Origin of the sequence: Sulfurimonas sp. (assembly GCF_028713515.1) — a bacterium.
Classification (GTDB): Bacteria; Campylobacterota; Campylobacteria; order Campylobacterales; family Sulfurimonadaceae; genus Sulfurimonas.
In genome coordinates this window covers 47,533-60,987 of the sequence record NZ_JAQTOD010000003.1, presented here as the reverse complement: position 1 = coordinate 60,987, position 13,455 = coordinate 47,533, and the positions used below count along the sequence as shown (strand labels likewise).

The following is a 13,455-nucleotide window of genomic DNA, read 5'->3' as shown; positions in this document are numbered from 1 at the left end:
AAAGGGATTTCCTTTTGACTGTCTATCTCCCAGCTTATTTTAAAATCTTTTTGTATAACTATGACAGTAGGGCTTAGAACCTTTTTTGTTGTAATAGTTTTGATGATAATCTTCAGCCGCAAAAAACTCTTTTTTATCCAGTATCTTTGTAACTACGGCATATTTTTTTGCCTTAAGAAGTGATATGAGTTCCAAGATAATTTCTCTTTCTTCTTTCGATGACACAAAAACAGCACTTAGATACTGCTCTCCAATATCTGGACCTTGTCCATTTGCTTGGGTTGGGTCATGAATCTCAAAGAATGCTTTTGCTAACTCTTTATATGAGATTTTAGTATTGTCATAAATAACTTCGACAGCTTCAAGGTGCCCTGTTTTTTTATAAATAACATCTTCATAAGATGGATTTTTTAGCTCTCCACCCATAAAACCACTTGTTACCTCTTTTACGCCTGGGAGTTTCTCTAGGTAATACTCAACTCCCCAAAAACAACCTCCGGCAAAATAGGCTTTTGAGAGTTTTGCTTTCACTATAAACTCCAGAGAAATAGAGTTTACGCAGTGCCTCTCGTTTTTTGGTGTGTAACCTTCCCCACTAAAAATATGACCCATATGAGCACCACAATTTGCACAAACTATCTCTGTCCGTCTGCCATCTACATCAGGAATCGATTTAATTGCTCCTTTTATGGCGTCATCAAAACTAGGCCATCCACAGTGTGAGCTAAATTTATCTTTTGAAGTATAAAGTGGTGCTTTACAGAGCTTGCATCTATAAACTCCATCTCTGCTCTCTTCTGTATACTCGCCAACAAAGGCTCTTTGAGTGCCTTTGTTTATAAGAACATGCTTTTCATCTTGAGTAAGTTTTTCTATATTGGCGTTCCATTTTACTAAATCCATATTTTGCCCCTATTTTTTGTTTAATTATAAAATATTTTTTTATTTAGATGATAGATTTTTTAGCCTAGACATTTTTATAAAGTTACTATAAAGGAGCTCAAAAAGCTCGGTATAATTACGGATTAAAATGTTTGAGGTATTTGCATGAAAAGAAAAAAAATATACAACCCCGACTCTAAAGAGAGTGTTAATGATAGAAAAATATTTGGTGGGGATCCAACTGGTATTTTTGAGTTAAATAATATCAAATATCAGTGGGCTTACAATCTTTGGGAAATGATGCTAAATAACACTTGGTTCCCAAAAGAGGTTGATATGACTCGCGATGTAAATGACTATAAAAATCTTACAGAAGCCGAAAAAACTGCCTATGACAAGGCTCTCTCACAGCTTATCTTTATGGATTCGCTCCAAACAAATAATCTAATTGACAATATTAATCCTTATGTTACATCTCCAGAGATAAACCTTATTTTAGTTCGTCAATCATTTGAAGAGGCGCTTCACTCCCAAAGTTATGCCGTTATGGTAGATAGCATCTCAACAAATTCAGCAGAGATTTATGATCTTTGGCGTCGTGACATGATGTTAAAGACAAAAAATGATTCAATCGCAAAAGTTTATGAAGAGCTCTCAGAAAACCCGACAGAACACAATTTCGTAAAAGCGTGTTTTGCAAATCAGATACTAGAGGGAATTTACTTTTATAGTGGATTTGCATATATCTACACGCTTGCCAGAAGTGGAAAGATGCTTGGTTCTGCTCAGATGATTAGATTTATCCAAAGAGATGAAGTAACTCACTTGGTGCTATTTCAAAACCTTATCAACACTCTAAGAAAAGAGAGAGCCGATCTCTTTACTGATAGACTAATTGTAGAAGTTATAGAGATGTTTAAAGAGGCAGTTGAGCTTGAGGTTGCTTGGGGTAAATATATAACTGCAGGACAGATTCTGGGTCTAACAGACACCATCATAGAGCAATATATTCATTATTTGGCGGATGATAGGCTCTCATCCGTTGGATTTGAAAAACTTTATAATGTCACAAACCCTATAAAGTGGGTGGATGATTTCTCTAAATTTAATGATCAAAAAACTAACTTCTTTGAGGGAACAGTTGCTAACTACTCAAAAGGTAGTCTTACATTTGATGATGACTTCTAAAAATAGTGAGCATAAGTTATGCTCACTCCTCTTTAAAACAACCTCAGATTATAATGCCAATCTACAAACTCTCTTAGGTCTGATAAACGAGTCTCAAGAGAACTCGATAATTGTAGCACCCGAGGTGTGTCTTACTGGGTATGATTATGATAATTTTGAAGAGGTTTTGGAGTTCGCACATATTGCAAATAAAGAGATAAAAAAAGCTTCATACAACAAAATAATCATCCTCACTATAATTGAGAAAAAAGATGGTGAGGTTTTTAACTTTGCTAAGATATTTTTCAATGGTGAGATAGTTTATGAGAGAGGAAAAGCAAAACTATTTCGCTTTGGCAATGAGCATAAATATATGTCCGAGGATAGTCATGAGAGTGTTGAAATCATAGAAGTTGATGGGATAAAGATAGGCGTTCTTATCTGTTTTGAGCTTCGCTTTAAAGATTTATGGCAAAAATTAGAAGGGTGTGATGTGATAGCGGTTCCCTCATGGTGGGGAGTTTTAAGAACGCAAAATTATGTAATCTTAACAACGGCTCTTGCCATTATGAATCAGTGTTTTGTAATTGCAAGTGATTCATTAAATGAAGAGTGTACAAAGATGAGTGGCATCGTAAAACCAAGCGGTGAGAGTGTGAGAAACGAGGATATGGAATTTTTAGAAATAGCGTATGATAAAAAAGAGATAATTGCCATGAGACGATATATGGATGTTGGCATTGGATAGGATAACGGCCACAAAAACCGCAAAATTGGCAGAAGAGTGCGGCAAAATATTTAAACTGCAGAGTGAAGTAAAAGATGCGATTGCCAATACAAATAGAGAGGTTTTTGTGCCTGCTGGTTTTAGACACAATGCATACAAACTAGATGCCCTACCAATGGGCTCGGCGCAGTGGATAAGCTCTCCTTTGACGGTTGCCAAAATGACACAATATTTGGAATCAAAAGGTGCGGATAGAGTTTTGGAGATTGGTTGTGGAAGTGGTTATCAAGCCGCTGTACTCTCACATCTGTTTCGTGGTGTCTTTACTATTGAGAGGATTGAGTCTTTGATGCTTGAGGCAAAAGCAAGGTTTAGACAGCTTGGCATAAATAATATCCATACAAGAACAGACGATGGGCAAAATGGGTGGGTTCAGTACGCTCCCTATGATAGAATCATTTTCTCTGCAACAGCGCAAAAAATACCACAAAAACTCTTTGACCAACTAAGTGAAAATGGCATTTTGCTGGCTCCGATGCAAAAAGGTTTAAAACAAGTTATTACCCGCTTTAAAAAAGTTGGAGGCGTTTTGCAAAGGGAGGAGCTAGAGGAGTGTGACTTCGTTCCTATTTTGGATGGTGTTCAGAAGTAAATTATAAGGGTAGACTGCTATAAGATTTGTCATACTCTTCAACCCTATTGCGTCCATTTTCTTTTGCCTTATAGAGTGCAGTATCGGCTCGTGCAAAAGCAGTATCAGAGTTAATATCATCGTGCATTATGGTTGTAAGACCTATGCTGACGGTAAAATTTATATTTTTGTTGTCAATATTTATTGTTTTGTTGCAAACTTCTTCTCTGATTCTATTTGCTAAAATTGTCGCATGTTTTGCATCTGTATTTGGCAAAATCATGGCGAATTCTTCCCCGCCTATTCTTCCTACAATATCTGTTTTGCGCAGGTCTTTTTTTAAAATGTTAGCAAACTCTTTTAGTACAACATCACCTGTTAAATGCCCAAGTGTATCATTTACATGTTTGAACTTATCTAAGTCAAATATGAGCAAAGAAGTCCTAGTTGTTTTATCCCGTTTCATTTTAGACACCTCTTCTTCTAGACGACTTGTAAAATATCTTCTATTGTAAAGCTCTGTCAGAAAGTCCGTTGTTGCCTGTTTTTCAAGTTTTTCTTGCATCTCTTTCTGAATTGTAATATCTAATATGCTCCAAATCATAGTGGTTGAATCTTTTGCCAACTCTATTTGAGAACCAATAAATTTACACCAAATTAGTTTGCCATCTTTTCTTTTTAGCTGATGTTCCATATTTATATAAGAACTTTTGTCAGTCTTTGAAATTTTATCTCTTGCCGTTTGGTAGGAGAGCTCGTCTAGGTAGTAGATTATTGCATTTTGTCCTACAAGTTCAGATTTTGAAAAACCTATTATTTCACAGAATCGTTTATTGACCATTAAAATTTGACAACTGTTATCTATAAGCAGTGTTCCCGATCCGTTATTTTCAAAAATCATTTCAAATTTTTGTTTTTCTAGGGAGAACTCATTGACAACAAATTGTCTTTCTAAAAATGATCCCGCCCACCTAGAGAGAAGTTTCATAAATTCGTCATCTATTTTGTCATATTCCAAGTGCCTTGCTTGCGCTGAAGAAAAATTTATAGTACCGTATACCTTAGAATTTACTCTAATGGGTGCACCGATATAAGATACAAGATTAAAATCTCTATGGCATGGATGACCAACATATTTTGATTTTGTAACATCGGTAATTGCTAAAACATCATCTATTTCTATGGTGGTTTTACAATATGTTGAACCAAGTACAAACAGCTGTCCATCAAATAGTGTTTCTGTGGGTGATGATTGGACATCTACCGTATAATCTTCCCCTACGATATGACTGACAATTCCAAACTCTAAGCCAAAATATTTCTTCCCAATTTCCAAAGCTTTTCTAAGAGTCTCTTTGGGGTTTATATCTGATATTGCTGCAATTTCGTTAAGTTCATGAAGTGCACTATTCTGGCGTTTAATTATTTGTAGTTTATTGGGCAACACACATCCTTCATTTACTGTTATATTGTTAGGATAGCAATATTTATCTTCTGCCTTTATAAAAATCAGTAAGGTTTGGTTCTTTTATTTACATTTAGAAGCAAGAGTACACCTTTTACTTTTTGATTAAAGTTTATGAATTTGTTTTGAAGTCCGCAGGTAGCTTAAAAGATTTCTATTGTAAAATAACATTGACTAATCTTGGAATTTTTAGGAGTCCATTATGTATGGTATCGAGTACTCTAAGCCCGAAGTAATTTTAATGCAACAAAGTGGTATTGGTGTGGCTGAGGTCGCGGCTAGAACCTGCTACGACTCGTTTGCTAATAGCGAAAATGAGGCTATTAAGTGTATTCAAAAGAGTATGCCAGATAATTCTGCGTGCCATGAGATAAATAATATAGATGAATCCTCACTTTTAGAGGATTTGGCTTGGACACATTTTCATCACTCTATTTTGGAGCATGCAACTCTTAGCTTTTTAATTCGTGGAACTTCAAGAGGTGTGTTACAAGAGCACGCCAGACACCGCATACAGGCCATCTCTGTGCGAAGTACTCGTTATACTATGAGCTCACTTATAAATGCTTTTGTTGCTTCTGGAGCAACTGGTAACAAAGAGTTTTTTGTAAATAAAGTCTTAGGGTTTGATATGCTGGTGACCACTGATGAGGAGTATAACAAGATAGAGCTAGGTGCGATTTACGATAAGCTTGCCTATCAATCAAAAATTATTGATGATTTCTATGAGATTGCAGTTGCAAAAAGTTCTTTGATATTTTTAGATGAGTATATTAACGACGAAGAGGGGCTATTTTTAGCGCTTGAGTCTGGTAAGAAAAAGCGGAATGTCGGCGATGCCTTTAAGCACATAGTAACCGATAATTGGAAAGTTGATATGGTCGTAACATTTAATCTTAGAAGCTTAAAGAACTACTTCACACTAAGATACAATGGGGCTGCATTTTTTCAAATCAGATGGTTAGCCGAAGAGATGATGAGAGTTACTCCAAAAAAATATTTAGATTTGATTATAAAACAAAGGTAGGCAAATATGTCAAAGTATCTCTTGGTAGCTATTTTTTTATTTAGTGGATGTTCGCAGTTTGAGTTTAATGTTGGAATGTGTGATAGAGATTTCACAGACCAGCAGTCAATTCCTCAAGAGTGCAGAAACTATAAAGAAGCAGAGGCGCAAAAAGCGTTTGATAAAGTTAAAGACAAAACTAAAGTTAGTGATCAAGAGCTTTTAAAAGTAAAAAAAGAGAATGAATAGGAGATTTAAATGAATACAGAAAAAGAGTTAATGGCAAGAAGTGGTGGGATTTGTGAGCTTTGTGGCTCTAGTGAAGGACTTAGTGTTTTTGAGGTTGAACCGTCAGAAGAAGGCGTTCTTGTCTGCTGTGTATGTAAAGGCCAAATTGAAAATTTAGACAGTATGGATGAAAACCATTTTAATTGTCTAAACGATAGTATGTGGAGTGAAATCCCTGCTGTTAAGGTTCTTTCATATAGACTTTTAAACATTTTAGGTCGCCAAGATTTATCAGAGATGATTTACCTTGAAGATAGCGAGAAAATCTGGGCAGACGCCTTGGTGAACAGTAGTTCATCTAGCGCAACAGTAAGAGATTCCAATGGTGTTTTACTTAGTGCTGGCGATAGCGTTGTTATTATCAAAGACCTAGAAGTAAAAGGCGCTGGTTTTACTGCAAAAAGAGGCACAATCGTTAAAAATATCTCTATACCATCAGATGTTGATGGTCATATAGAGGGTCGCGTAAATGGAACAAAAATCTACTTAAAAACAGAATTTCTTAAAAAAGCATAGGCAAAATATGAATCCATCTGATAGATTTCATAAAATAGATGCAGATTTTAGAAATCCTTATGCAAGAGATAGAGACAGGATTATTCACTCTGGAAGTTTTAGAAAACTTGAGTATAAGACGCAGGTTTTTTTAAATCAAGAGGGTGATTTTTTCCGCACTCGTCTTACTCACTCTATAGAGGTCTCTCAAATCGCACGCTCCATTACCTCGCATCTAGGACTTAATGAATCTTTAGCGGAGGCTATCGCACTGGCTCATGATCTAGGACATACACCTTTTGGTCATATTGGCGGAGATGCGCTTGATGAGTGTCTAAAACATGATGGGCATACAAATGGCTTTGAGCATAATTTCCAGAGTTTTAGAGTTGTCTCATCCATCGAGAAGAGATACAAAAACTTTAGTGGATTAAACCTTACATTTGCAACGCTTGAGGGGATTTTAAAACACTCATATCCATACAAAAAAAGCTTTTTACCGCCTATCATTGATGAGCAGTTTAATTTTGGGACTCATCCCTCCATTGAGGCGATGGTTGTTGACCGTGCTGATGAGATTGCTTACATGAGCCATGATATTGATGATGGCATAAATTCTGGGCTTATTAGTTTTGATGATCTACGAGAGAGTGAGTTGATTCAAGAGATTTTAGAGAAGGTAAAAAACGAGGAAATATCTGAAAATGAAGATGAGATGTTTCGTTATCGCTTTAGCTCGCATCTCATAAATCATCTAATCTACTCTCTTTTGGAGCATTCAAGTGATAAAGTTGACAACAGCAGGATTTTTAGTGCTTGCATTGACAGCAAAAGTGAACTCCCTATAGGTTTTGATGATGTGTTAGAGACAAAAATAAAAAAGTTGAAGAAAATACTATATATAAAACTTTATCAGCATAAAAAGATTGTTATAAAGATGTATGCTGGTAAACAGTCTATTAAGGGGATATATAAAGGGCTAATAGAGGAAGAGAAGATGCTTCCGAAGTTTTACTATGAACAGTTGGGTAGTAGAGAAAAACATAGGATAATAGCTGATTATATAGCTTCTATGAGTGATAGATATGCATTTAGTTTTCATAATGAAATGTACGGTAGATAAATAATTAGAAGCAAGGAAAAGATGATATAACCAAAAGGCTATATCATTTGTTACTAGAGGCGAGACTCATAGCGTCTCATCATATAAAGACGCTTAAGCATTTTTTTGCGAGAAGCAATTTTGAATTTTTTGCGTTTGTCTGTTTCAGTTTCGTGATAACGACGAGCACGAGCTTCAGTAACTGTTAGGTTACGGTCAGTCTGCTTTTTGAAACGACGGTATGATGCTTCAAAATTGTCATCACTGCGTAGTATAATACCAGGCATAATAAATCACCCACTTTCTTTTATAAATAAGCCGAAATCATATCATAACTAGCTTAAGTTGACTAATTTATGCTCTTTTTTATAATAAACATAAAAAAATTGTGTAAAATTGACTTATATCAATAATTATTATTCTAAATCGGATAAAATTCCTCTGATTTAAAAATATAGAGCGTAATGCGTTCTTACCAAAGGAAACAAAATGAAAAAGATCATTTTAATGGCTATGTTAACAATAGGTGCTCTTCAAGCTGATAATACTGTTCACTACGATGTAAGAGATGCTCAGAGTCCAATTAGTAAACCTAACCACCCAAGCACAGATTTATATTAATCATAAAGTTTTCTTTCTCCTTCTAAAACTTTATAGCGGGCTTTTGCCCGTTGTGCTATAACTAAAACTCCCCTTAACTAACAATTTAGTATAATCCACTATGATTACCCAAGACTCCATAGAAGCCCTAAGAGCACGCCTTGATATTGTTGATGTTGTTGGTTCCTATATTGAGCTTAGAAAAGCTGGAGTAAATTATAAGGCAAACTGTCCATTTCATAGTGAAAAAACTCCCTCATTTGTAGTTAGTCCATCCAAGCAAATATACCACTGTTTTAGTTGTGGTGCCGGTGGTGATAGCGTAAAATTTGTGATGGAGTATGAAAAGCTAAACTACCCTGAAGCACTTGAAAAACTAGCACTAACAAACAACTTTTCGCTCGGTTATACCGAGAACAAACAAAATAAACCAGCTTCCAAACTTATGCAAAAGCTCAACGATTGGTACAAAAACCAACTAACAACAAAACAAACAGCACTAGCATATTTAAAAGAGCGAGGAGTTTATGAGAGCGCATTGGAGAAATTTGGTATAGGTTATGCACCAGATACAAACGCGACAATAGATTTCATAAAAAATGGTCTTTTTAATATGAACGAAGCCATAGAAATGGGTGTTATTGGATATGATAATGGAAGATATTTTGCAAGATTTATAGAGCGAATAACTTTTCCGATCCACTCTGCAAATGGAGTGATTGTCGGTTTTGGCGGAAGAACCATAACTGGGCATCAAGCAAAGTATGTAAACTCTCCAGAGACTCCATTTTTTAACAAATCTCGCCTTCTTTACGCCTACCATCATGCCAAGCAGAGTATCCATAAAACAAAAGAGATAATCATAACAGAGGGTTATCTGGATGTTGTCATGCTTCATCAAGCAGGTTTTACTAATGCTGTTGCAACCCTAGGAACGGCTTTAACGCTAGAGCATCTGCCACTTCTTAGAAAAGGAGAGCCAAAAATTATCATGGCTTATGATGGTGACAATGCGGGACGAGCGGCAGCCCTAAAGGCATCAAGGCTTCTAAGTGTTAGTGGGTTTAGTGGCGGAGTTGTGATTTTTAAAGGTGGTAAAGACCCAGCGGATATGGTAAATGCTAACGCTGTTGAGGAGCTAGCATCTATGTTTAGGACTCCTCTTCCGTTTATAGAGTTTGTTATAGATGAGACTCTCTCGCTTTATGATTTAAGAGATCCAAAGGCAAAAGAGGGTGCTATGCACGAAGCAGTTGGTTATCTTAAAACTCTCTCGCCACTTTTAGCAGAGGAGTATAAATCATATCTCGCATCAAGGCTAGGCGTTAGCCAATCGTTCATTCGAGTGGGCGTTCAAACAAACACTAACCAAAACAAACCAATAACACAAAATAGCCGTTATAGAGATATGTGGGAGCTAACACTAATTAAAACTGTTTTAGAAAAACCGCAGTTTATTGATTGGATTTTGGATGTTTTGGATCCATCACTTTTACAATTTCACTCATCTGAATTTTTACTTGCACTTCAAGGTGAATATAATGAACCAAGTCTTATGGCTATTTTGGTAGATGAGCAGATAAGGGCATTAGAAGACGAAGAGGCACTAAAGAATGAGTTAATTACTTTTTTGGTGAAGTACTACGAAAGAGAGTTAAAAAAGATAAATAGTCACTCAGCAATCTCATTTGAAGAGAAAGCTTTTCATATTCGTAAGTATCGTGGGAAGATTTTAAGACTAAAACAGGGTGAACTGGTAGCTTTTAAGAGCTAGATTTATCTTCTTTTGGTTTTAGCGCTTTGATATTTATTTTTCTTCCAACTTTTTGCACGGTCTCTGGTGCTTCTTTGGCGCTTCCATCATAGCGATGATTTCTATCTTTACTCTTTCCTGAAAATATAGCTTTACCATTTTCATCTTTACCTAAAAATTTATTTTGTGGTCTATTTTTATCATCCCATTTTTTTGGTTTATTATCTGAAAAAGTACCTTGCTTTGCCTTGTCATAAGGTTTTTTATCGGATTTGAAATCATCTCTTTTTGTTTTGCCATAAGGCTTCTTTTCAGAATTAAAGTCAGCCTTTTTTGCTTTGTCGTAAGGCTTTTTTTCTGATGTTGAATCATCCCTCTTTGCCCTATCGTAAGGTTTTTTCTCAGATTTAAAACCATCTCTTTTTGGCTTATCATATTTTGGTTTTTCACCAGATGAAGCGTTAAATGCATACTCTTTTTTCGGCTTTTTGCTCTCTTGGATAACTTTAAATTTCTCTATATTCTGATACTCAAAACCAGTAATAATCTCTTGTTTGATGGCTCTTCCAAGAAGCGTCTCTATTGGGTACAGCTCTTTTTGCTCACTTGAATCTAGCAAGACAAGTGCCGTCTGAGTTGCCTTTGCCAATCTCGCCATATAGATAATTGCTCTATCTGGTAAGTCATAACTGATAAGAAGTTCGCTGATTAAATCGTTTGATTTTATAAGTTCATTGTCATCTACAACAGTGATATTCTCTTCATAAATGGCACCCTTTAACAGCTCAAGACTATTTGCTGTAACAATTGTGATCTTTGTTTTACTATTTTTTGCAATAAGCAGGTTAAGTAGTTCTAGTTTTTTTTCGTTTGGGCAAGGATGAACACGATGATTGTTGTGTTTTATGTTGATTTGAGTAGTTGACATGTGAAAATCCTAGTGAAGTGATATGGTCGATCTCTCAAAAAAAGAAGTCTAGGAATTGTATCTTATATCTAATAAATTATGCTACCATAGGCAAAAAATTAGGATAAACATTGTCATTTACCACATTAGGACTATCGGAACCACTACTAAAAGCTATTAAAGACCAAGGTTACACAGAACCAACGCCTATACAGCAACAAGCTATACCAGTTATATTAAGCAAAAGAGATATTTTAGCAGGTGCTCAAACAGGAACTGGAAAAACAGCAGGTTTTACTCTACCACTGTTAGAGTTGCTCACAAAAGTTAAGCCAACTAGAAATAAGTACGCAGTAAAAGCTCTTATTCTCACACCTACAAGAGAGCTAGCTGCACAGGTTGGCGAGAGTGTTGATACATACGGAAAATATCTTCCGTATAAATCAGCGGTTATTTTTGGTGGAGTAAAGATAAACCCACAAATAGCGCAACTTCGCAAAGGTGTGGACATAGTTATTGCTACTCCTGGGCGACTTTTGGATCTTATATCTCAAGATTGTATTGATTTGAAGGAAGTTAAATTTCTTGTTCTTGATGAAGCGGACAGAATGCTCGATATGGGTTTTATAAATGACATCAAAAAAGTGCTTGTACTTCTGCCAAAAGATAGACAAAATCTACTCTTTTCAGCAACATACTCTGATGAGATTAAAAGGCTCTCGGAAACTCTTTTAAACTCCCCAGTTCTCATAGAGGTCGCTCGTCGCAATACTGCATCAGAGAGTGTTAAGCAAGCCGTTTATCCAGTTGACTGCACTCGTAAAAAAGAGTTGTTATTGCATCTTATTGTGGATGGAAAGTGGAAGCAAGTTCTTGTTTTTACAAGAACAAAACATGGAGCAAATCGTTTAAGTGCACAGCTTGAAAAAGATGGTATAACATCTGTTGCAATCCATGGAAACAAGAGTCAAAATGCTAGAACGAAGGCATTGGCAGACTTTAAAGCCGGGGAAGTTAGAGTCTTAGTTGCTACAGACATCGCAGCAAGGGGGATAGATATAGACCAGCTTCCTCATGTTGTAAATTTTGAACTGCCAAATGTTCCAGAGGATTATGTTCATAGAATAGGGCGAACTGGGCGAGCTGGTAATGAAGGCGAGGCAATTTCGCTTGTTTGTGTGGATGAACATGAGTACCTTGCAAATATTGAAAAATTGATAAAAAAAGATATACCAAAAGTATGGTTAAAAGCGTTTAAGCCAGACCCAGCCATAAAAGCAGAGCCGATAAATCAAGGTGGAAATAGGGGAGGCAATAGAGGTGGAAATAGAAGCTCAAGACCTAGAAACTCTTCACCACAAAGCTCATCAAAAGATAGTTCTAAACGAAGATAAAACAACTTTTTTATATAATTTGCAAACTAGATAGAGGAAAAAACATGAAAGCAATCGCACTTTTTAGCGGTGGATTAGACTCGACTTTGGCAATAAAACTTATCATAGATCAGGGTATAGAAGTTCTAGCAGTAAACATAAACACTGGTTTTGGAAGTACAAAAGATAGGCTAGAGCATATGCAAAATATGTGTAAGCAAGTGGGTGCAGAGCTAAAAATCATAGATATAGAGAGTGAGTTTTTGCAAGATGTTCTCTTTGACCCAAAGCATGGATATGGTAAAAACTTTAACCCTTGTATAGATTGTCATGCAAAGATGTTTTCAGTTGCAAAAAGAGTTATGGAGGCGGAGGGAGCATCGTTTCTTATAAGTGGTGAAGTTTTAGGGCAGAGACCGATGAGTCAAAACAAAGACTCTCTTCAACTTGTACTAAACGAGAGTAACTGTGATGGTCTGCTTCTTCGTCCACTCTCAGCTAAAGCATTGGCTCCAACAATTGCGGAGTTAAATGGATGGGTAGATAGAGAAAAATTGGAAGAGATTGTCGGAAGAAGCAGAGATAGACAGCTTGAGCTTGTAAAAGAGATAGGACTTGACAATTTTGAGAGCCCTGGCGGTGGTTGTCTTTTAACTGATGCAAATTTTGCCAAAAAAATGTACGACTTTATAAAATATGATAAGTTTGAAGTCTCAGACATTCCACTTATGAAATTCGGTCGCCATCTAAGACTCTCTGATGGTGCAAAACTTGTGGTTGGTCGAAATCAAGATGAGAATGTTCATCTTCAAAATATAAAGAGTGAAAAATATGTTCATATCAAAACTATTGGGATTCCGGCTCCACATGCAATACTTAGTAAAAATGCAAGCAGTGCAGATAAAGAGTTAGCGATGAAGATAGTGCTTACTTACTGTAAAGCAAAAGAGGATGTTGTTTATACGCTATCTTGTGATAGTAGCGAGTTTAAGAGCTCGCCATTTGCTTCAAGGGGTGAGGTTCAGCCATACACAATAATGTGATGGCTATGCACTCCAC

At 36.2% G+C, this 13,455-nt stretch carries 15 protein-coding genes; 11 read left to right on the top strand and 4 right to left on the bottom strand.

Annotated features, from left to right (window positions below; all coding sequences use genetic code 11):
• Window positions 1–39: 39 nt before the first annotated feature.
• The gene (locus PHV22_RS06665) at window positions 40–876 is read right to left on the bottom strand and encodes a bifunctional methionine sulfoxide reductase B/A protein (RefSeq protein WP_295022953.1); all 837 of its coding nucleotides are present in this window, start codon (window positions 874–876) and stop codon (window positions 40–42) included.
• Between the two features lie 165 nt (window positions 877–1,041).
• Between PHV22_RS06665 and PHV22_RS06660 the strand changes: the two genes are divergently transcribed.
• The 3 genes from PHV22_RS06660 to PHV22_RS06650 are packed head-to-tail and all read left to right on the top strand — an operon-like array spanning window position 1,042 to window position 3,428.
• Window positions 1,042–2,070 carry a ribonucleotide-diphosphate reductase subunit beta gene (locus tag PHV22_RS06660; RefSeq protein WP_295022952.1) on the top strand — a complete coding sequence of 343 codons (1,029 nt, stop codon included), beginning with the start codon at window positions 1,042–1,044 and terminating at the stop codon, window positions 2,068–2,070.
• Window positions 2,057–2,797 (top strand): carbon-nitrogen hydrolase family protein, encoded by a 741-nt coding sequence (locus PHV22_RS06655; RefSeq protein ID WP_295022477.1) that lies wholly within the window; start codon window positions 2,057–2,059, stop codon window positions 2,795–2,797. Before PHV22_RS06660 ends, PHV22_RS06655 begins: the two co-directional genes overlap by 14 nt.
• Window positions 2,781–3,428 (top strand): protein-L-isoaspartate(D-aspartate) O-methyltransferase, encoded by a 648-nt coding sequence (locus PHV22_RS06650; protein WP_295022475.1) that lies wholly within the window; start codon window positions 2,781–2,783, stop codon window positions 3,426–3,428. Before PHV22_RS06655 ends, PHV22_RS06650 begins: the two co-directional genes overlap by 17 nt.
• A gap of 1 nt (window position 3,429) precedes the next feature.
• On the opposite strand, the gene PHV22_RS06645 is transcribed toward PHV22_RS06650, so the two are convergent.
• Window positions 3,430–4,851 (bottom strand): diguanylate cyclase, encoded by a 1,422-nt coding sequence (locus PHV22_RS06645; RefSeq protein ID WP_295022473.1) that lies wholly within the window; start codon window positions 4,849–4,851, stop codon window positions 3,430–3,432.
• 223 nt (window positions 4,852–5,074) lie between these two features.
• Here PHV22_RS06645 and PHV22_RS06640 point away from each other — a divergent pair, with 223 nt between their 5' ends.
• Genes PHV22_RS06640 through PHV22_RS06625 form a run of 4 tightly spaced genes read left to right on the top strand, consistent with a single transcriptional unit; the run spans window position 5,075 to window position 7,784 of the window.
• A complete protein-coding gene (locus tag PHV22_RS06640; protein WP_295022471.1) occupies window positions 5,075–5,899 on the top strand; it encodes an FAD-dependent thymidylate synthase in 825 nt (274 codons plus the stop codon).
• Between the two features lie 6 nt (window positions 5,900–5,905).
• Window positions 5,906–6,127, top strand: a complete 222-nt coding sequence (locus PHV22_RS06635; protein WP_295022469.1) for a hypothetical protein — start codon at window positions 5,906–5,908, stop codon at window positions 6,125–6,127.
• Between the two features lie 9 nt (window positions 6,128–6,136).
• On the top strand, window positions 6,137–6,682 hold the full coding sequence (locus PHV22_RS06630; protein ID WP_295022467.1) for an alkylphosphonate utilization protein: 546 nt from the start codon (window positions 6,137–6,139) through the stop codon (window positions 6,680–6,682).
• 7 nt (window positions 6,683–6,689) lie between these two features.
• Window positions 6,690–7,784: a dGTP triphosphohydrolase gene (locus PHV22_RS06625; RefSeq protein ID WP_295022465.1), complete on the top strand. Its 1,095-nt coding sequence runs from the start codon at window positions 6,690–6,692 to the stop codon at window positions 7,782–7,784.
• 53 nt (window positions 7,785–7,837) lie between these two features.
• Here PHV22_RS06625 and rpsU read toward each other — a convergent pair whose 3' ends face one another.
• A complete protein-coding gene (rpsU, locus tag PHV22_RS06620) occupies window positions 7,838–8,050 on the bottom strand; it encodes a 30S ribosomal protein S21 (protein WP_295022463.1) in 213 nt (70 codons plus the stop codon).
• Between the two features lie 202 nt (window positions 8,051–8,252).
• Here rpsU and PHV22_RS06615 point away from each other — a divergent pair, with 202 nt between their 5' ends.
• Both PHV22_RS06615 and dnaG read left to right on the top strand, forming a co-directional pair.
• A complete protein-coding gene (locus PHV22_RS06615) occupies window positions 8,253–8,384 on the top strand; it encodes a hypothetical protein (RefSeq protein ID WP_295022461.1) in 132 nt (43 codons plus the stop codon).
• Between the two features lie 100 nt (window positions 8,385–8,484).
• The gene (dnaG, locus tag PHV22_RS06610) at window positions 8,485–10,137 is read left to right on the top strand and encodes a DNA primase (protein ID WP_295022459.1); all 1,653 of its coding nucleotides are present in this window, start codon (window positions 8,485–8,487) and stop codon (window positions 10,135–10,137) included.
• Here the strand turns inward: dnaG and PHV22_RS06605 are convergent.
• On the bottom strand, window positions 10,127–11,044 hold the full coding sequence (locus PHV22_RS06605; RefSeq protein ID WP_295022457.1) for a hypothetical protein: 918 nt from the start codon (window positions 11,042–11,044) through the stop codon (window positions 10,127–10,129). The two genes, dnaG and PHV22_RS06605, sit on opposite strands and share 11 nt — an antisense overlap.
• Window positions 11,045–11,154: 110 nt before the next feature.
• Between PHV22_RS06605 and PHV22_RS06600 the strand changes: the two genes are divergently transcribed.
• Together PHV22_RS06600 and PHV22_RS06595 are read left to right on the top strand one after the other, a co-directional pair.
• On the top strand, window positions 11,155–12,417 hold the full coding sequence (locus PHV22_RS06600) for a DEAD/DEAH box helicase (protein WP_295022456.1): 1,263 nt from the start codon (window positions 11,155–11,157) through the stop codon (window positions 12,415–12,417).
• Window positions 12,418–12,461: 44 nt separating this feature from the next.
• On the top strand, window positions 12,462–13,439 hold the full coding sequence (locus PHV22_RS06595) for an argininosuccinate synthase domain-containing protein (RefSeq protein ID WP_295022454.1): 978 nt from the start codon (window positions 12,462–12,464) through the stop codon (window positions 13,437–13,439).
• The last annotated feature ends 16 nt before the right edge of the window (window positions 13,440–13,455 follow it).

What these genes read in the sequence shown, in the direction of transcription:
- PHV22_RS06655 (WP_295022477.1), top strand. Translation starts at nt 2,057, where the DNA reads ATGATGACTTCTAAAAATAGTGAGCATAAGTTATGCTCACTCCTCTTT.
- PHV22_RS06650 (WP_295022475.1), top strand. Translation starts at nt 2,781, where the DNA reads ATGTTGGCATTGGATAGGATAACGGCCACAAAAACCGCAAAATTGGCA.
- PHV22_RS06640 (WP_295022471.1), top strand. Translation starts at nt 5,075, where the DNA reads ATGTATGGTATCGAGTACTCTAAGCCCGAAGTAATTTTAATGCAACAA.
- PHV22_RS06635 (WP_295022469.1), top strand. Translation starts at nt 5,906, where the DNA reads ATGTCAAAGTATCTCTTGGTAGCTATTTTTTTATTTAGTGGATGTTCG.
- PHV22_RS06630 (WP_295022467.1), top strand. Translation starts at nt 6,137, where the DNA reads ATGAATACAGAAAAAGAGTTAATGGCAAGAAGTGGTGGGATTTGTGAG.
- PHV22_RS06625 (WP_295022465.1), top strand. Translation starts at nt 6,690, where the DNA reads ATGAATCCATCTGATAGATTTCATAAAATAGATGCAGATTTTAGAAAT.
- rpsU (WP_295022463.1), bottom strand. Translation starts at nt 8,050, where the DNA reads ATGCCTGGTATTATACTACGCAGTGATGACAATTTTGAAGCATCATAC.
- PHV22_RS06615 (WP_295022461.1), top strand. Translation starts at nt 8,253, where the DNA reads ATGAAAAAGATCATTTTAATGGCTATGTTAACAATAGGTGCTCTTCAA.
- dnaG (WP_295022459.1), top strand. Translation starts at nt 8,485, where the DNA reads ATGATTACCCAAGACTCCATAGAAGCCCTAAGAGCACGCCTTGATATT.
- PHV22_RS06605 (WP_295022457.1), bottom strand. Translation starts at nt 11,044, where the DNA reads ATGTCAACTACTCAAATCAACATAAAACACAACAATCATCGTGTTCAT.
- PHV22_RS06595 (WP_295022454.1), top strand. Translation starts at nt 12,462, where the DNA reads ATGAAAGCAATCGCACTTTTTAGCGGTGGATTAGACTCGACTTTGGCA.